Genomic DNA, 15,715 nt, shown 5'->3' with positions numbered 1-15,715 from the left:
AGGTGAGCATGCGCAGCAGCACCCGGCTGTATCCGGGGCACAACACCGGCTGTGTCGGAATTGGCTTCGGCCTGACGCGGATGGCCCGCCGGCGGCAGCTGCTCGGGGCGATGCGCCGGGAGTGGACCGGTCCGCTGGCCTTGGTGGGCCGGTACGCGGCGAGGACCCGCCGGCCACGGCAGTGACCAGGGAATGACGGAAGGGCCCGCAGGAATGTCCCTGCGGGCCCTTCCGCTGTGCGGGTTACTGCCCGGCTCGTTCCAGGGTGCTGCCGGCCTCACCGAGTGCCCATGCGGCCTCGCCGAGCGCTTTTCGTGCCGCTGCCAGCCGGGTGCGGGCGGACGTGGCGCCGCTGTGGGGCGCGGGGGGCAGGTGCTCGCCGTCGAGCCGGTGGACGATCGTCTCGACCGCTCGGGTGGTCTGGTGGAGGAGCCACGCCCGGTCGCCGATGGTGGGGGCGGGCAGCGGCGCGGCGGTGCGGCCGTCGAGCCAGCTGTGGACGGTGGGTTGGGAGACGCCGAATTTCGCGGCGATGGCCCGTTCGGTCATGCCGGCTTGGGCGGCGGCGATGGCGGCGGCGCGGGCCTCTTCGTCGGCTTCGGTGATGAGGCGGGTGAGGGCGGTGAGGGCGTCGCGGAGGTTGCGGGCGCGGTCGAGGCGGGCGAGCGCCTCGACCAGTTGCGTGGTGTCGGTGGTCTGGGTGTCGGTCATGGGGTCTCCGATCGCTGAACGGCTGATGCCGATAGGCACCATATCAGCAATAGTCGGGTGTCGATAGGGGTGTGTTCGCTATTCGAGGAAGCCTCGTATGGTGGAGAAACGTTGATCGACAACCCGGGAGACGTCCGCACATGCCACCCCTGCCCGTCATCACCCCCCTGTCCATCTACGAGCCTGGCGAGGACCGCGCCTGCGTCGTGATCGACTGCCCCCAGCCGGCGGTGGCGGCCTGGCACATCGCCCGCAGCGGCAGCATCTTCGGTGAGCGGTGGATAGCCGGGCAGAACGTCGACCTGTGCCGCGATCACGATGTGCGGGCCGCGAAGCTGACCGGCGCGGAGGATTACGTCGACCAGGTGTCGCAGGTGAAAGCGCCCCGCCCGAGGCGTTCCACCGGCCGGTCCATGACGTCATGACGGACATCATGACGTCATGACACCACCGGGCGAAAGTGTGCTACACTTTGGGGTGTGAGGGAGAGCGACCCTCACAGGAACGGAGACCCTTGTGAAGACGTCCGCGTACGAGTGCCGGATCTACACCTTCCGCACCCGCCGGCCCGCCCCCCTCGCCACCCCCGACGGCGTCCAGGCCACCCGCGCGAAGCTCGCCCGGACCAGTGCCGGCTACCAGACCGCCATGGCCGACCCGTTCGCCATCCTCACCGACGCCCGCAACACCGACGACATCCCGTTCTGACCACTGTGGAGGGCCGGCCGCGCGCCGGCTCTCCACCCACGTCGCCCGTTCTCTGGCGGGCCTGCTGCACCCTTGGTGGTCTGGTCACACCAGCCCCGGGGATCTTCCCGAGGACAACAACCTGACCTATCGTTCACACTTCGATCGACGCCCGTGATCAACCCGGGCAAACGGGGTAGGGAGGTGCCATGGTCGCCCTGGACCGTCCCGAAGTTGCCCACCGACTGCCACGCTCCTACCGGCAGCTAGTCGACGCCGTCCACGACGCCGGCTGGAGCTGCCAGATCACCACGGTCGGGCCGATGCGGTGCGGCGACGTCCACCGGGAGGTCGTGGAGCTGACGGCGACCACCCGCGCCGGGCACCGCATCCGCGCCTGGTGGACCGCCGACGCGCCCGAGGGGCGGCCGCGGCCGGGGTTCCGGCCGGGCGGCACGCTGGTCGGGCAAGGGCAAGCGGTCAGTGACGCGACGGCCGCGCAGGCGGAGGAGTACGTGCGCGCGCACCCGGCCCGGGGTGCACCCCACACGGTCTAATCTGTGCTACACTTTGGGGTGTGAGCGGGTGAGCGACCCGCCCCCGGATCGAGGGAGACCCCCGTGCAGCAGACCCGCATCCAGCCCGCCGCCGACCGGCCCGCCCCCCGCCCCATCGCCGAGGCGGACGAGGCCGCCGCCCGACGGTTCATCGCGGAGCGGGAACTGCGCGCCTTCGCCCGGGACATCCTCATCCGCGAGGCCCGTCGCAACTCCCTCGCCATGATCCGCCGTCCCATCCGCCGCGCCGCGCCGATCCAGCAGTACGGCGTGTTCGACGGTGACCGCCTCGTAGAGACCCACACCGACCCCGAGGTGGCCCGGCTCGCCGCCGCCGACAACGCCGACGCCACCGGACGGCCCGGCGCGTACACCGTCGAGCCCCTCTGCCTGACCTGCCGGGACCTGCCGGCCGGCGACTGCAACTGCCCCTGACCACCCCGGCCGGGCCGCCACGCGCGGCCCGGCCATCGTCATGCCCGGCGGGCGAGCGGCCCGCCCAGAGGATCGGAGCCCCCCTGGTGACCCAGTACACCGTGATCGCGCAGGCCAGCGACAGCACCGGCACCCTGTCCGTCCTCGCTGTGATCCCCGGCGAATGCAGCGTCGTCGGCGAGTGGCGGCTCCCCGAACGCCGATTCGTCCGCACCGTCACCGCCGGCAGCCCCGACCAGGCCGCAGGGATCCTCGCCGACGCCGCCCGCCTGCTCGGCGGCGCCCCAAACCAGCAGACCGCCGACGACGCGCCGGCTTGGCAGGTGGAGGCCGCCGGCGGCAAGTGGACCGTGATCGGTCTCGCCGACAGCTACTACCTGCGGCTGTTCGCCGCCACGCCCGGCGAGGTGGAGGTCCACGGCCGGTGGGGCGCGATCCTGGACAACCGGTGGGTCGGGGTGGTGGAGGCGGCCACCGCCGACGACGCGTACGACGCGGCGTACGCGGCCTGGATCGCTGAGCACGGCGGCGAGTGGTAAGCCCGGCGCGGCCTGTCTATGCGGGCTTCCCACCCTCCCTAACGTCTGCTACACTTTGGGGTGTGCGGGTGAGCGACCCGCCGAGCGAGGAGGCCCCGATGACCGCCACCACCGTCCACGCGATCGGCCGTTGCATCGTCAAGGGCTGCAAGCAGCGGAAGCGGAACACCCTCCCCGGCCGGATCGTCACCGAACGGCACCGCACCTACACCCGCTGGTCGATCCCCACCGCCGTCGGCCCGATGAGCCCGCACAGCATGTGGCACAGCAACACCCCGTCCCTCGCCGCCCTCGCCGGCTACACCTCGGACCGGAACGTGCAGGCGTGGATCGACGGCATGACCGCCCTGGGCTGGGTGTGCCCCGACCACAAGCGGGTCATGAAGGTGGTCACCGTCGCCGGCACCGTGAACGTCGACAAGACGTGCGACGGCCGGTGCCGCTCGGCGACCGGCCCGAACTGCGAGTGCCCGTGCGGCGGCGAGCAGCACGGCTCCCGCTGGTCCTGACCTTCCCAGGCCGCCCCGGCGGCCCGGCCCACCCTGGCAGAGCGGGTGAGCGACCCGCCGCACGATCGGAGACCCCGTGACCACCGCCACCGTCGTCACCCCGCCGGCCGTCCACAACGCGCCGGCCGCCCCCGACTGGTGGGAGATCCAGGGCGTCCAGCTGCCCGACGACATCGCCGGTCCGGCCCGCTTCGCCAACCCCGCCGACCTGTCCGAGCTGGAACGCGCCATGGTCGCCGAGAACGCGGCGGACTCGATCGCCCGCTGGCACTCGATCGCCGAGACCAGCCCGACCCCGACCCCGGCGTGGAAGCAGCTACTCTCGCCCGACTCGCACTCCGGCCACAAGCTCCACGTGCCCGCCGCCACCCTGGCCGACGTTCGCGCCCGCCTCGCCGCCGTGTTCGCGGTCGCCTGGTCGGCTGGCCTCGGCATGAAGGCCGCCACCAGCAGCACGGCACTGGCCACCGGTAAGGGCGTCGTCATCTACCTGCCACGCCGCGCCACCGTCGACCGGGACACCTCCCTCATCGCCGCCGCGCTCGCCGGCTACCGGCCCAGCGCGCCCGTCACCTGCGTCGGCAGCACCCAGCTCACCGACGGGCTGTGGTGGCGGCACGAGTTCGGCGGCGCCGACCCCGGCTACGACGTGTTCGACCCGCGCGAGTACCGCGCCCTCTACGTCCCGGCCGCCGCCAGCGCGTGACGGCCGGGCTGGCCGCCGTGCTCGACACGGCGGTCTACCCTGCAACCCGTGGGCCGGTGAGCGACCGGCCCGGAAGTGGAGACCCACCCATGCAGCAGCACCCCCCGACAACCGACCTTGGCGAGCGGATCCGCCAGGTGGTCGAGGCCCCGCTGCACCCCGCCGCCCTCGCGGCCGCGGTGTGCACGGCGATCGGAGAGCAGTTCGAGCTGTACGCCGACCACGAGGCCCGCCGTAACGCCGACGAGGGCCAGCCGATCACCGTCAGCGTCTGGCAGGAGGGCACCGCCACCGCGTACCGGCGGGCCGCTACCCAGATGCGCGACCTGGCCCGCCGGCTCACCGCCACGCCGGAGGGCTCCGGCCTGTGGCGGCAGGCGGTCACCGCCACCCCCGAGCCGTACCGGGAGTTCTTCCGGCAGCTCACCGACGCCGAAGGCTCGGCCATGGCCCAGGCCGGAATGCCCCTCGGCCCGACCCTGGCGTACGCGCGGCTGTGGGAGCAGCACATCTGGCCCGCCATGGTCGCCGACCTGGACGACCTGATCCGGCAGCACGGCGGCACCATCGCCGAGCGGACCACCGCCGGGCAGCCCGCATGACCGCCCCCGCCCGGGTTCGCGTCTGCCCGGCGCCGGTTGTCGACACCGACGGCACCTGCCCCGGCGAGCCCGCTGACGGCTCCCCGTTCTGCCCCGGCCACGGGGCGGAGGTTCGTCACCTCACGGCGGTACGCGACGCCCGCGCCGAGCTCGGCCACCACCTGGTCGAGGCGGCCCGGCACCTGCGGCTCGCCATGGCCGCCGGCCGGACGCTCGGCGACACGGACTCGGACTGGGTGTCCTGGACCGACCTGGACCGGGCGCTCGGCCAGGCCCTGACGGGGGTGCACGCGGCGAAGCACCTCACCCCGGAGCCGGACCCGCTGCCGGGCTGGCTGTTCCAGCTCTACACCACCTGACCCACCCGAAGCGGCCCCGGACCAGCAGCTGGTCCGGGGCCGCTCCGCGTCACGGGTGACTGCCGGCCGCAACGGGGGTATCCTGCGGACATGGCCAGCCAGACCCCCGAGACCGGCACCGACACCACGGCGATGCTCGCCGCGGCCGGCATCACCGTGACCGACGAGGGGAAAGCGCGCGCCCGCCGCCGGCTGCGTGAAGCCCGCGCCCGGTGGACACCGGACCTCGATGCTGCCGCCCGCGCCCAGCTCGGCATGCCGGCCCGCGCCGCGTGACCCACCCGACCGTCCGGATCGTCCTCGACACGTCCGCGATCATCGCCTTCGGCCGCGAGTCGATCGACGTCGGCGAGGTGCTCGCCGAAGTCGCCGACGAAGACGACTGCGTGTTCGGGCTGCCGGTGCTGTGCCTCGCCGAAGCGGCCCGCGTCGTCACCGACCAGGACCGCCTGACGCTGCTGGTCCAGCATCGCGCCGCCGAGATCCTGCTACCGGACCCGGACAGCTGGCAGGCCCTGGCCGTCACCCTCGACACCGTGGGCCGGGTCGACGCGGCCAGCGCGGTGCTCGCCGCGATCGACCTGGGCTGTGACGTGCTCACCGGGCAGCCCGGCTTGTACGGCGGCATCGCCGGCGGCGGCCCGGTCATCGCGTTCTGACCGGCACCTGCCGGACTGTCTACTACCTGACACGCCTGTCGATTCACTCGACATGTCGATTCACTCGACATAGCCTGAGGCGATGAACGCGATCGATCCCCGCGCCGCCGCGCTCGCCGAAATTCAACGGTGGGCGCAGCACCAGGCCAACGCGCGGCCCCGGCTCATCGCCGACGCCTGGCGGGCCGGCTGCCGCAACGTAGCCGAGCTGGCCCGCGCCGCCGGGTGCAGCCGCGACACCGTGTACGCCGACCTGACCGCGCAGGGCATCGACTACAGCGACCGAGCGACCAAGGAGACCCCCATGCCCACGCCCGCGCCGTCGGCGGCCACCACCGTCACCTGGCACCACCCGCACTTCGTGTCCGCCAAAGAGACCCACTTCGGCATCAAGTACCAGTTCAAGGCGTTCACCGGCGACGAGCCGGAGCCGACGCTGCCAGAGAGCGCCAGCCTGGCATTTCGTAACGCCTGCGACGCCTTCGAGGTCGGCAGTGCCGAGCGCCGAGCGGTGTCGGACGCCTGGACGGCCGCCGAGCGAGAGGCGCGCGCTGCCCACACCTCATGGCGTGTCGCCCGCTACCACCGGGACGTCGCCGCCGTCCTGCGTAAAGCCGCGCCGGCCGCCGAGGCGTACCTGCGCGCGAAGCAAGCCGCCGACGCCGCCTACGCGGCGCTGGACGATGCACCCGATGGGAAGTGGCGTGCCACGCTGCTGCGCCTGGCCGACGCGCGGACGGCGGCGCTGGCGGCAGCGGAACAGTTCGACCAGGCGGTTGAGCCCGCCGCTGGACTCATCGACGGCCTGCCGGAGCGAACCCTGGAGCTGATCGACAGTATCGACGGGGTTGGCCGCCAGATCGGCCTCGACACCAGCGACTGGTGGATCGGCTCCTCGGACGAGTACCACGGCTACGGGGCTGGCCCGAGTCGGCGGAAGCTGTCACGGCAGTTCAAGGAGCAGGATCAGCGGATCAAGGAAGTCAGCCGCCTCGCGGGCGACTCTCAGTAACCACGAGCACAGCCAGCGACCCTACCGAACATGTGTTCGGTAGGGTCGCTCCGTGTCCGAGTGGGTGCGCCGCTGGCAGGTGGAGGTCCGTTGGCGACCCGGCCTGCCCGGCGACCGCACGACCGTCCGCCGCGTCGACACCGTGGCCGAGCTCCGCCACCTGATTGACGCCGCCCGCGCCAACCCCGACATCGAGGCACACCGGTACGAGCCGGTGCGGGAACTGGTAGGCGATGAGCCGAGCAGCTGCCCGCGCGGCCACCCGTACGACGGCGGCTCCGCGACCCGGGCCGCCCGCGGCTGGGTGAACTGCTTCTGCGGTGGGCACCTTGCGCTCGTGTGCCGCTGGCCTGACTGCGGCGACGTCCAGCACGACCCTCCGATCGGCCCTGACTGCGTACCCGGCGACCAGGGACGCTAACCCGGTCCGGCGGCCACCATGCCCCCGTGTCGTACCCGCCGAACCTCGCCCCGGTCACCGTCACCGGGCGGTACACGCTCGCCGACCAGGGCGGCACGCCCGCACCCGGCACCGTCGCCTTCCAGCTTCGCGACCGGGTGCAGCTGCCCACCGACGACCTGATCCTCATCCCCACCCGGGTCGAGGTCGAGCTGATCGACGGCGCACTGCCGTCCGTGGAGCTGCCGTCGCTGGCCGCCGCCGACGGCAACCCGGACGGGGTGACGTGGTGGGTGGTCGAGCGGATCAACGGCGAAACCCGCACCTACGACATCCACCTACCGCCCGGCCCCGCCACCGTCGACCTGGCCGACCTCGCCCCGGCCGAACCGTCCCGTGGCCTGGTGTCGTACGTGCTCGCCGGGCAGGTCGGCCAGCCCGGCGGTGTCGCCCCGCTCGGCCCCGATGGCCTGGTCCCCGCCGAGCACCTCCCCGAAGGCAACGGCGGGGGAGGCCCGGGTGCGGTCACGTCGGTCGACGGCCGCACGGGGGCGGTCGACCTGTCCGACCGGTACGTGCCCCTCGCGTCGCGCGGCCAGCCGGGCGGCGTGGCCACCCTCGACGGCGGCGGGAAACTCCCATCCGCGCAGCTCCCGGCCATCACTGCCAGCCAGGTCGGTGCCGCGCCCGCCAGCCACACCCACGACGACCGGTACTACACCGAGTCCGAGATCGACGTGGCCCTAGCCGGCCGCGCCCCAGCCAACCACAGCCACCCGTACGTGCCGGCCGGCGCGGTCGGCGCACCCGACGGGGTCGCTTCCCTCGACGGCGGCGGGAAGCTGCCGAAGGGCCAGCTGCCGGCCATCACCGCAGCGGACGTCGGCGCATCCCCGATCGGGCATAACCACGACGGCCGCTACCCGACCGGCGCGGAGGTGGCCGACGCGCTCGCGGGGAAGGCCGAGGACGTCCACGCCCACCCCGAGTACGTCACCACCGCAGCAATCGGCGCGGAGGGCGGGCCGGCCGGCCCGCTGGTCGGCGGGGTGCTACCCACCAGCCAGCTGCCCGCCCTCGCGATCACCGACGTGTTCACCGTCGGCAGTGCGGCGGAGATGCAGGCGCTGCCCGCGCAGCAGGGCGATGTGGCGATCCGCACGGACCTTCCCGGCGCGTGCATCCTCGCCGCCGAACCGGCCACCGCGCTGTCCAACTGGAAGGTGCTGCCCACTCCCGCCGACGCGGTGCTGTCCGTGAACGGCAGCATCGGCGTGGTCGTCCTGGGTGCCGCCGACGTCGGCGCGGCCACGGCCGACCACACGCACACCCCGGCCTCGATCGGCGCCGCGCCCGCCGCGCACACGCACACCCCGGCCGAGGCCGGCGCGGCACCCGCCGTGCACACCCACACAGCCGCCGACATCAGCTCCGGCACACTGGCCGCCGCGCGCCTCCCCGACGCCACCACCGGGGCGAAGGGCGTAGTGCAGCTGGCCGGGGACCTGGCCGGCACCGCCGCCGCCCCCACCGTGCCCGGACTGACCGCCCGGCCCACCGTCATGCTGTGGGACGTCGACACCTACCGGCCCGTCACCGGGGCCCGGGTCTACCTCGGCGGGCCGGCCGACCCGACAACCAACCCCGGCGACGTGTGGATCAAGGGGGCCACGCCGTGACCCTGCACTACCGGACACCATCTGGCCTCATGGCCAGCACCGCCGAGGGCTGCTACCGGGACCAGGCCGGCCTGTCGATCCCGTTCGGCCCGGCCCCCACGGTCACAGACGAGTGGTTCACCTGGACACCACCCAATCCGGTGCTGCCCGACAACATGGACGGCGGCAGCCTGTACGCGTTGGCTGTCCGGTACGAGGTGGGGGTTCTCGGCAAGACCGTTGGTGTGCGGTTCAGGGTGCCGCTGTCCGGCATGGGGTCGATCCCGCAGCCGCGTGTGCGGTTGTACTCCACTGTAGGTCCCACACTGCTGGCGTCGAAGGACTTCAGCGTCGCGCCGGCAGCGTACGGCACCGACCTCAACGTGCGCTTCGATTCGCCGGTCCCGTGTGTGCCGTCGACTCTTGACGAGGGCTACTACGCGGTCCTGGAGACCAACCGGTACGTCGCCACCACCCAAAGCTCCGACCAGTGGGGCAGGTGGCAGGGGCACCTGTATGCCTACAACCAAAATGGCTGGATAGGCAGTGTGGGCATGCCGCCCGCCACCGTCAGCGGCAACAGGGCCAACTACTACGTGTCGCCCATCTTCGTCGCCGGCTGATCAAGCCCGGGACGTTAACTCCCGCCCGGGGTCATGGTGCCCGGCATGGACGAGGACACGACCCCTCCCCAGGACATCGAGCCCTGGGAGAAGACGGACGACGCGCTCGCCGCCGCGGCGGAACTCATGCCCGTCTGCCAGATCGCACACGGCATCGGTGAGGACGGTCTGCCGATCGAGGACCGCCAAACGGTCGAGGCGATCGTCGACGCCGGCCCGGACGAGACGGGTGACGCCTGATGGGCGCCGCGACGCTGACGGGCGGCATCACCCACGACACCTACTACAACGTGGACCGGGCGTGGCGGCCGGTCGGCCCGGTCGTGGACGAGTGGCAGTTCTACGTCGCTCTTGCCGACGACGCGTACGTCTGCTTGGGCGTGGTCGGTAACGCCGCGCACTGGGCGTTGAAGAACGCCGGCGACCACACCTCCCGCAGCTCCCACAGCACCGTCATCGACGGTAAGACGGTCTCGCCGAAGCCGGGCTGGGTGTACGCGATCGACGGGCGGGTGCCGGAGCCCGTGAAGTTCGAGAAGTGGCTCCTCGGCGAGGTCAAGGCCGGCCGATACCCGCACCTCAAGTACTTCAACATCTCCAACCGGCACTACAACCAGATGGCCGGCTGGAAGCCCGTCTACAGCTCCGACGACCACCTGCACATGTCGTTCGACCCGGGCTGCGAGTACGCCGACTCCTCGATCCTCGCGGACTACGAGCGGTGGCGCACCGGCAAGCCCGCCCCGAAGCCCAAGCCCACCCCGGCCCCGGCGCCGAAGCCGCCCGCCGCGAAACCGCCAACGGCCAGCGGCCGACCGACGCTGAGCAAGGGCAGCAAGGGGACGTGGGTGCGCCGCCTCCAGGGCGCTCTCAACGGCCACGGCGTCGCCAAGCTCGTGGTTGACGGGGACTTCGGGGCCCGCACCTACGCGGCCGTCCGGGTGTTCCAGGGCCGGGCGAAGATCAGCGTGGACGGCATCTGCGGCTCGCAGACGTGGGGGAAGCTCCTCACCAGCCAGCCGACCGTCCGGCGCGGCTCGACCGGCACCGCGGTTGGTGTGGTGCAGGGCCTGCTGGTGGCGGCCGGCTGGAGCATCACGGTCGACCGCGTGTTCGGGGCGAAGACCGACGCGGCGGTGCGGGCGTTCCAGAAGGCCAAGAAGCTCACGGTCGACGGCGTGGTGGGTCCGAAGACGTGGGCGCGGCTGGTCAACGGCTGATGGAGCACCTCGGCCCCGGTCCGGTCAAGGCCGAGGTGTGTCTCGAATACCCGCCCGCCGGCTGCCCCCACCTCCCCGGGGTGCGGCCGGCGGGCGTCTCCGTCAAAACACCCGGCCCGGCGAAGGGTTGCCACACTGTGGGGTGTCGCATAGAATCGCATACAACGGTACCGGGTGAGCGACCCGGCACCGCGAGGAGGCCCCGGTGAGCCACACCATCCCCGCCCGACGGGCGGACCTGGACCTCCAGCAGCACGCCCAAACCGGGCCTGCTGTCCAGCACAGGAGTGGTCACCGCCTTCGCATGAGAGCCCCCGCCGCCAGTGGCACTGAGTGCGGTGTCGGCGGGTGTGTGCGGTGACCCTCCTGCGCTTCCGAGCAGCCCGACCGGCTCCCCTTCCCCGGAGCCGGTCGGGCTGCCCCGTCTCCAAGCCCTGATCGGAGCCTCATGTTCGACCGCCTGTTCGCGCTTCGCCGCGACACCGACCCGACCGGCATGTCCGGCACCGGCATCGTCGCCTACGGCGCTGTCCTCCCCGAGGGCCGCGCCCTCGTCCAGTGGCTGTCCGACCGGCCGTCCACCGTCATCTGGCGGACCGTCGAGGACGCCGAGTACATCCACTCCCACGGCGGGAAACACCCCACCAGCATCGTGTGGCTCGACCCGGCCAGCCCCGACGCCGACACCGCCCGCGCGGCCCTCGACGCCGGCATGCAGCTCCTCGCCGACATCGCCGGCCCGGCCGCCCTCGCGAAAACGCTCCGCGACGCCGCCCAGGGCCGCCGCGAACTCGCCAAGAGCATCAAGGGCGACCACCCGGTCATCGCCGACAATCTCACCATCCAGGCCCTCGCCCTGGACGACGCCGCCCGCGTCGCCGGCGGGGACCTGCGGCCCCTCTACGACTGGCTGCCCCCGCACCGCTGGACCGACGACATGCACGCCCGCCTCTACCGGCAGCGGCAGCGGCAGCAGCAGCCCGGCTGACCCGGGGTGCACACCCCAGCCCTGTTCCAACGTCCACGAGCCGCCCCCCGACGGCGGCTGACGTGCCAGCAATGCGGCGCCCGGCGGCGCTCCAGCGAGGAGTCCGCCCGGGCCGCCGGCTGGCGAGTGTGGACCGGCACCACCGAAGGCGGCCAGCCCGCCCGCGTTGTCCTTTGCCCGTGCGCCACCTGAACGAACGGAGACCCCCGTGGCCACCACCACCCCCACCAACCCGACCACCATCACGGCCGCCCCCCTGCACGTACCCCAGCCCGTCAACGCGCTCCGCGTCCTGGTCGCCGACACCCTCGCCCAGCACCACGCCGTCACCATCCACCTCGGCGGCCACCTGTACGTGTGGGTCTGCGGATGCGGCGCCCCCGGCAGCCCCCGCACCGGCGGCGCAACCACCCAGCCTGTCGCCTACGAGCAGGCCCGCGTCCACACCGCCCAGGCGATCCTCGACGCCCTCACCCGCGCCGGACTCCTCTGATGGCCACGCCGATCCTGTTCGGCCGGTGCCGCCGCTGCCGCGCCGGCCTGGACAGCTGCCGCCGCGGCTGCCGGCCCGCCCGAGGCCGCCGCCGGCCCCGCCGGTGCGGCCCCTGCCACGGCACCGCCCTGTACCCGACCGAGCACGACGCGATCAACGTCGCCGTGTCCATCGCCGCCACCACCGGCGCGGCGAACCTCGTCCACCGCTGCCCGTCCGGGCGCGGCTTCCACCTCACCTCGATCCGGAGGAGCGCGTGACCACGAACATCGGCTGGACCGACGAGACCTGGAACTTCCTGCTCGGCTGCGAGCGGGTCTCGAAGGGCTGCGACGGCTGCTACGCCATCACCACGGCGAACATCCGTAAGAGCAACCCGAACCCGAAGATCGCCAACGCGTACGAGGGCCTGGTCGAGCGCCGGGCCGGCCGCGTCGACTGGACCGGCCGCATCCGGGTCATCGAGGACCGGCTGCACAAGCCGCTCAGCTGGCGCAAGCCCCGCCGGATCTTCGTCAACTCCATGAGCGACCTGTTCCACGCCGACGTCCCGATCGGCATCATCGCCGAGGCGTTCGCCGTCATGGCCCTCACCCCCCAGCACCACTACCAGCTGCTCACCAAGCGGCACGCCCGGATGCGGTCCGTGCTGTCCAGCGACGCGTTCCGGCTGGCGGTGGAAAGCTGGATCAACAAGCTGGCCGACGACCCGACGATCCCGCTGAACCGCGACGAGCGCCGCCGGGTGCAGGCCGCCGAAAGCGCCGGAGCGCCGCCGTGGGTGTGGCCGCTGCCGAACGCGTGGATCGGCGTCAGCGTCGAGGACCAGGCCACCGCCAACCTGCGTATCCCCGCCCTGCTGGACACCCCCGCCGCCGTCCGGTGGATCTCCGCCGAGCCGCTTCTCGGCCCGGTCGACCTCACCCGGTGGATCCCGCCGCGCACCCCCATGTCGCCCGGCGACGCCCCTGCCACCTGGCACGAGTGGACCTGGCCCGACTGGGTGCCCGCGAAGGCCCGCGAGCAGATCGAGTCGTTCTGGTCCGAGAGCATCGGCCGAGGCCCGCGAGCATGGCTGCGGAACGCCCACACGAACGGCGCACCCGCGTTCGGTCAGCGGTGGGCTGACCCCGCCGACATGGGGCCGAAGAGCGACCTGCGGGCGGTTGGCCGGTACATCCACGCCTGGAACAACATCGGCCGGATCGCCCTCGACCCGGCCGCGCCCGCCCCGTCCTGGCTGGACGACGGGGACATGGGCTACACCTCGTTCACCAGCCGGCACGTCCGGGAGCAGCTGGGTCTGCACTGGGTCGTCGTCGGCGGCGAGACCGGCCCCGGCTGCCGGCCGATGCACCCCGCCTGGGCGCGCTCGCTGCGCGACCAGTGCCGGGCCAGCGCCGGCACGAAGTTCTTCTTCAAGCAGTGGGGCGACCACGGCCCGCTGCCGAAGGTCGGCCCGGACGGACTGTACGCCCGCGACCCCGGCATCACCGTCGCCAACGACGGCACGGTCTACCAGCCCGGTGACCTGGCCTGGCCGGACGGCCCGCGCGTCGGCGAGGCCCTCCGCGCCGGTCACGACAAGGCGCAGCTGCACGCGATGTACCGGGTGGGCCAGAAGACCGCCGGGAACGAGCTGGACGGCGAGGTCATCGAGGAGTACCCGGCGGTGCTCGGTGAGTGAGCCGTACTTCGCCGACCACGCGACCACCAGCACCGCCCAAGAACCCAGCCTCGCCATCACCCTCTGCGGCAGCATCACTCGGGCGCCGGAGGCACTCCGCCGGGTCGAGCGCGCCCTCGCCCTCGCCGGCCACCTCGTCAACGCCCCTATCCCGCCCCTTCCGGGAGAGAGCGACCTCACCCCGGGCCAGCTCGCCAACCTCACCACGGGGCACCACGCGGCAATCCGCCGCAGCGACCTTGTCATTGCCGTCGTCCCCGACGGCCGGCCCGGCGACTCCACGCGCTCCGAGGTGCGCTACGCGGAACAGCTCGGCGTGCCGGTCCGCTGGGTTTGGGACGTCGACCCGTTCGTCGCCGCGCTCGGCGCGCTTGCCGCATGAGGCGGCGACCGTGGGAGCGGGACCTGGCCGTGCGCCAGGCCCGCACCCCCGACGAAGCCCGCACCCGGGCCGAGCGGGGCGGCGCGCTGGTCCGGGCGGCGCTCGCCGCTGCCCGGGAGGGCCGCCCCGCCCCCGAACTGCCCGCCCCGGCGGCCCGGACCGAGCCGGGTCCGCGCCCTCGCCACCGACGTGCTCCGCCGCCGCGGCGTCCCGCAGCCCGAGCCGGCCAAGCCGCCGGTGCCGGCCCAGTCCAAGCCCCGCCATCAGCAGCCCGCCCTCATCTGACCACCCAGCCACCCAGACGAATTCCCAGTTGGAGGAACCCGTGACCGAACTGACCTGGCCGGAGAAGGCCCAGAAGGCGTGGGACGCCCACCTGGCCGCGAGCGAGACCGGCAGCCTCGCCGAGCAGCTCGGGGCCGCCCGGAAGGCCGCGAACACCGTGCCGTACCTGCTGAGCCTCATCGGCAACCTCACCGAGGCCCTCAACGAGACGGAGGCCGGCCCGCTGCGCTGCACCCTGTGCGGGGAGCCGGTGTCCGCCGAGACCGCCCCGATGGTCGTCCGGGCCGTCATCGAGTGCCCGGAGTGCATCCGCCGGCGCGGCGACGGCAGCGAGGTCGACAAGCTCCGCGCCCTGGTCGCCGAGTTGCAGGCCGAGGTGCCGCACCTCGTGCGGATGGGCCCCGGCGCCGAAGGGCACTGGGAGGTGATGGTGAAGCGCGGCCCGCGGCTGGTGGAGGCCATGGCCGACGCGCTGGAAGGGTTCCTCGACGCGTCCGGCGCGGCCAACTACGTGGAGACGACGCTGGCCGCGCCGGACGGGCGGCCGTTCAAACTCATCGTGGTCCGCCCCGACGGGCAGTCGCCGCACGAGCTGCGGGTGCAGGCGGAGCGGGAGCTGGCCGAGGCCCGCGCCGAGCTGGCCGCGCTGCGGGGCGCTGACGCCTGATGCGTGCCATCACCATCCAGCAGCCGTGGGCGTGGGCGATCGCCGAAGGGCGCAAGCCGGTCGAGAACCGGGGCCAGAACGCCCGGTACCGGGGTGAGATCGCCATCCACGCCAGCATCGAGGTGAGCGACGCGCCGCTGCCGGACCGGGAGGCGTGCGCCGCCCTGGACCTGCTCGGCGGGCGGGGGAACGTCTGGGATCCGCGGTGGTATCCGGCGCCGCTGCGCCGGCCGCAGTCGGCCACACCAACGCTCGCTCTGGGGGCGGTGATCGCCGTCGGGCAGCTGGTCGACGCGCACCGTGCCGTCGCCGCCGGCAAGGGGGTGTGCTGCCAGCCGTGGGGGCAGGCCGTGCACGGGACGAACGCGCGGGCTGCCTGGCACCTGGTGCTGGCCGACGTCCGCGCGCTCGCCGAGCCGGTGCAGTGCCGGGGGATGCAAGCCGTCCCGTGGCCTATCAAGGACGAGGGCGTGGTCGACGCGATCCGCGCCCAGCTCGACCAGCCCACCCCGGCCAGCCCCTGGAGGATGTCGTGA

26 protein-coding genes are annotated in these 15,715 nt (G+C 73.1%); 25 read left to right on the top strand and 1 reads right to left on the bottom strand.

Going from position 1 to position 15,715, the window contains the following annotated elements:
• The first annotated feature begins 8 nt into the window (after positions 1 to 8).
• Positions 9 to 185, top strand: coding sequence for a hypothetical protein (locus ABZ671_RS18905; RefSeq protein ID WP_357859323.1), 177 nt, complete (start codon positions 9 to 11; stop codon positions 183 to 185).
• A gap of 58 nt (positions 186 to 243) precedes the next feature.
• Here ABZ671_RS18905 and ABZ671_RS18900 read toward each other — a convergent pair whose 3' ends face one another.
• On the bottom strand, positions 244 to 711 hold the full coding sequence (locus ABZ671_RS18900) for a helix-turn-helix domain-containing protein (RefSeq protein ID WP_357859320.1): 468 nt from the start codon (positions 709 to 711) through the stop codon (positions 244 to 246).
• A 140-nt stretch (positions 712 to 851) separates the two neighbouring features.
• Between ABZ671_RS18900 and ABZ671_RS18895 the strand changes: the two genes are divergently transcribed.
• From ABZ671_RS18895 to ABZ671_RS18780, 24 genes are all read left to right on the top strand, one after another.
• The gene (locus ABZ671_RS18895) at positions 852 to 1,136 is read left to right on the top strand and encodes a hypothetical protein (RefSeq protein ID WP_357859317.1); all 285 of its coding nucleotides are present in this window, start codon (positions 852 to 854) and stop codon (positions 1,134 to 1,136) included.
• A 91-nt stretch (positions 1,137 to 1,227) separates the two neighbouring features.
• A complete protein-coding gene (locus ABZ671_RS18890; protein ID WP_357859314.1) occupies positions 1,228 to 1,419 on the top strand; it encodes a hypothetical protein in 192 nt (63 codons plus the stop codon).
• 188 nt (positions 1,420 to 1,607) lie between these two features.
• Positions 1,608 to 1,955, top strand: a complete 348-nt coding sequence (locus ABZ671_RS18885; RefSeq protein WP_357859311.1) for a hypothetical protein — start codon at positions 1,608 to 1,610, stop codon at positions 1,953 to 1,955.
• A gap of 63 nt (positions 1,956 to 2,018) precedes the next feature.
• On the top strand, positions 2,019 to 2,390 hold the full coding sequence (locus ABZ671_RS18880; protein ID WP_357859308.1) for a hypothetical protein: 372 nt from the start codon (positions 2,019 to 2,021) through the stop codon (positions 2,388 to 2,390).
• An 86-nt stretch (positions 2,391 to 2,476) separates the two neighbouring features.
• Positions 2,477 to 2,929, top strand: a complete 453-nt coding sequence (locus ABZ671_RS18875; RefSeq protein ID WP_357859305.1) for a hypothetical protein — start codon at positions 2,477 to 2,479, stop codon at positions 2,927 to 2,929.
• A 98-nt stretch (positions 2,930 to 3,027) separates the two neighbouring features.
• Positions 3,028 to 3,438 (top strand): hypothetical protein, encoded by a 411-nt coding sequence (locus ABZ671_RS18870; RefSeq protein ID WP_357859303.1) that lies wholly within the window; start codon positions 3,028 to 3,030, stop codon positions 3,436 to 3,438.
• Between the two features lie 76 nt (positions 3,439 to 3,514).
• A complete protein-coding gene (locus ABZ671_RS18865) occupies positions 3,515 to 4,144 on the top strand; it encodes a hypothetical protein (RefSeq protein ID WP_357859301.1) in 630 nt (209 codons plus the stop codon).
• Positions 4,145 to 4,233: 89 nt separating this feature from the next.
• Positions 4,234 to 4,746 carry a hypothetical protein gene (locus ABZ671_RS18860; protein ID WP_357859298.1) on the top strand — a complete coding sequence of 171 codons (513 nt, stop codon included), beginning with the start codon at positions 4,234 to 4,236 and terminating at the stop codon, positions 4,744 to 4,746.
• Positions 4,743 to 5,105 (top strand): hypothetical protein, encoded by a 363-nt coding sequence (locus ABZ671_RS18855; protein ID WP_357859295.1) that lies wholly within the window; start codon positions 4,743 to 4,745, stop codon positions 5,103 to 5,105. Before ABZ671_RS18860 ends, ABZ671_RS18855 begins: the two co-directional genes overlap by 4 nt.
• A gap of 90 nt (positions 5,106 to 5,195) precedes the next feature.
• A complete protein-coding gene (locus ABZ671_RS18850; RefSeq protein WP_357859292.1) occupies positions 5,196 to 5,381 on the top strand; it encodes a hypothetical protein in 186 nt (61 codons plus the stop codon).
• The gene (locus ABZ671_RS18845) at positions 5,378 to 5,764 is read left to right on the top strand and encodes a hypothetical protein (protein WP_357859289.1); all 387 of its coding nucleotides are present in this window, start codon (positions 5,378 to 5,380) and stop codon (positions 5,762 to 5,764) included. Before ABZ671_RS18850 ends, ABZ671_RS18845 begins: the two co-directional genes overlap by 4 nt.
• Before the next feature lie 82 nt (positions 5,765 to 5,846).
• Positions 5,847 to 6,776 carry a hypothetical protein gene (locus ABZ671_RS18840; protein ID WP_357859285.1) on the top strand — a complete coding sequence of 310 codons (930 nt, stop codon included), beginning with the start codon at positions 5,847 to 5,849 and terminating at the stop codon, positions 6,774 to 6,776.
• 52 nt (positions 6,777 to 6,828) lie between these two features.
• A complete protein-coding gene (locus ABZ671_RS18835) occupies positions 6,829 to 7,197 on the top strand; it encodes a hypothetical protein (RefSeq protein ID WP_357859282.1) in 369 nt (122 codons plus the stop codon).
• 26 nt (positions 7,198 to 7,223) lie between these two features.
• Complete coding sequence (locus tag ABZ671_RS18830) at positions 7,224 to 8,855, top strand: hypothetical protein (RefSeq protein ID WP_357859279.1); 1,632 nt, start codon at positions 7,224 to 7,226, stop codon at positions 8,853 to 8,855.
• Positions 8,856 to 8,884: 29 nt separating this feature from the next.
• On the top strand, positions 8,885 to 9,457 hold the full coding sequence (locus ABZ671_RS18825) for a hypothetical protein (RefSeq protein ID WP_357859275.1): 573 nt from the start codon (positions 8,885 to 8,887) through the stop codon (positions 9,455 to 9,457).
• A gap of 45 nt (positions 9,458 to 9,502) precedes the next feature.
• Positions 9,503 to 9,697, top strand: coding sequence for a hypothetical protein (locus ABZ671_RS18820; RefSeq protein ID WP_357859272.1), 195 nt, complete (start codon positions 9,503 to 9,505; stop codon positions 9,695 to 9,697).
• Complete coding sequence (locus ABZ671_RS18815) at positions 9,697 to 10,677, top strand: peptidoglycan-binding protein (protein ID WP_357859269.1); 981 nt, start codon at positions 9,697 to 9,699, stop codon at positions 10,675 to 10,677. The genes ABZ671_RS18820 and ABZ671_RS18815 overlap by 1 nt, the downstream gene beginning before the upstream one ends.
• A gap of 448 nt (positions 10,678 to 11,125) precedes the next feature.
• Entirely contained in the window at positions 11,126 to 11,665 is a 540-nt protein-coding gene (locus ABZ671_RS18810) for a hypothetical protein (protein WP_357859266.1), read from the top strand.
• A gap of 208 nt (positions 11,666 to 11,873) precedes the next feature.
• Positions 11,874 to 12,158: a hypothetical protein gene (locus ABZ671_RS18805; protein ID WP_357859263.1), complete on the top strand. Its 285-nt coding sequence runs from the start codon at positions 11,874 to 11,876 to the stop codon at positions 12,156 to 12,158.
• Entirely contained in the window at positions 12,158 to 12,418 is a 261-nt protein-coding gene (locus tag ABZ671_RS18800; RefSeq protein WP_357859260.1) for a hypothetical protein, read from the top strand. Before ABZ671_RS18805 ends, ABZ671_RS18800 begins: the two co-directional genes overlap by 1 nt.
• Positions 12,415 to 13,845: a DUF5131 family protein gene (locus ABZ671_RS18795; protein WP_357859257.1), complete on the top strand. Its 1,431-nt coding sequence runs from the start codon at positions 12,415 to 12,417 to the stop codon at positions 13,843 to 13,845. The genes ABZ671_RS18800 and ABZ671_RS18795 overlap by 4 nt, the downstream gene beginning before the upstream one ends.
• Positions 13,838 to 14,227, top strand: a complete 390-nt coding sequence (locus ABZ671_RS18790) for a hypothetical protein (protein ID WP_357859254.1) — start codon at positions 13,838 to 13,840, stop codon at positions 14,225 to 14,227. Before ABZ671_RS18795 ends, ABZ671_RS18790 begins: the two co-directional genes overlap by 8 nt.
• Positions 14,228 to 14,552: 325 nt before the next feature.
• Positions 14,553 to 15,179, top strand: coding sequence for a hypothetical protein (locus ABZ671_RS18785; RefSeq protein WP_357859251.1), 627 nt, complete (start codon positions 14,553 to 14,555; stop codon positions 15,177 to 15,179).
• Entirely contained in the window at positions 15,179 to 15,715 is a 537-nt protein-coding gene (locus tag ABZ671_RS18780; RefSeq protein WP_357859248.1) for a hypothetical protein, read from the top strand. The genes ABZ671_RS18785 and ABZ671_RS18780 overlap by 1 nt, the downstream gene beginning before the upstream one ends.

This window comes from Micromonospora sp. NPDC006766, assembly GCF_040636055.1.
Classification (GTDB): Bacteria; Actinomycetota; Actinomycetes; order Mycobacteriales; family Micromonosporaceae; genus Micromonospora.
The sequence above is the reverse complement of the archived record's forward strand: the minus strand, read 5'-3'. Positions and strand labels throughout refer to the sequence as shown.

What these genes read in the sequence shown, in the direction of transcription:
- ABZ671_RS18905 (WP_357859323.1), top strand. Translation starts at nt 9, where the DNA reads ATGCGCAGCAGCACCCGGCTGTATCCGGGGCACAACACCGGCTGTGTC.
- ABZ671_RS18900 (WP_357859320.1), bottom strand. Translation starts at nt 711, where the DNA reads ATGACCGACACCCAGACCACCGACACCACGCAACTGGTCGAGGCGCTC.
- ABZ671_RS18895 (WP_357859317.1), top strand. Translation starts at nt 852, where the DNA reads ATGCCACCCCTGCCCGTCATCACCCCCCTGTCCATCTACGAGCCTGGC.
- ABZ671_RS18885 (WP_357859311.1), top strand. Translation starts at nt 1,608, where the DNA reads ATGGTCGCCCTGGACCGTCCCGAAGTTGCCCACCGACTGCCACGCTCC.
- ABZ671_RS18870 (WP_357859303.1), top strand. Translation starts at nt 3,028, where the DNA reads ATGACCGCCACCACCGTCCACGCGATCGGCCGTTGCATCGTCAAGGGC.
- ABZ671_RS18860 (WP_357859298.1), top strand. Translation starts at nt 4,234, where the DNA reads ATGCAGCAGCACCCCCCGACAACCGACCTTGGCGAGCGGATCCGCCAG.
- ABZ671_RS18855 (WP_357859295.1), top strand. Translation starts at nt 4,743, where the DNA reads ATGACCGCCCCCGCCCGGGTTCGCGTCTGCCCGGCGCCGGTTGTCGAC.
- ABZ671_RS18850 (WP_357859292.1), top strand. Translation starts at nt 5,196, where the DNA reads ATGGCCAGCCAGACCCCCGAGACCGGCACCGACACCACGGCGATGCTC.
- ABZ671_RS18840 (WP_357859285.1), top strand. Translation starts at nt 5,847, where the DNA reads ATGAACGCGATCGATCCCCGCGCCGCCGCGCTCGCCGAAATTCAACGG.
- ABZ671_RS18825 (WP_357859275.1), top strand. Translation starts at nt 8,885, where the DNA reads ATGGCCAGCACCGCCGAGGGCTGCTACCGGGACCAGGCCGGCCTGTCG.
- ABZ671_RS18820 (WP_357859272.1), top strand. Translation starts at nt 9,503, where the DNA reads ATGGACGAGGACACGACCCCTCCCCAGGACATCGAGCCCTGGGAGAAG.
- ABZ671_RS18815 (WP_357859269.1), top strand. Translation starts at nt 9,697, where the DNA reads ATGGGCGCCGCGACGCTGACGGGCGGCATCACCCACGACACCTACTAC.
- ABZ671_RS18810 (WP_357859266.1), top strand. Translation starts at nt 11,126, where the DNA reads ATGTTCGACCGCCTGTTCGCGCTTCGCCGCGACACCGACCCGACCGGC.
- ABZ671_RS18800 (WP_357859260.1), top strand. Translation starts at nt 12,158, where the DNA reads ATGGCCACGCCGATCCTGTTCGGCCGGTGCCGCCGCTGCCGCGCCGGC.
- ABZ671_RS18780 (WP_357859248.1), top strand. Translation starts at nt 15,179, where the DNA reads ATGCGTGCCATCACCATCCAGCAGCCGTGGGCGTGGGCGATCGCCGAA.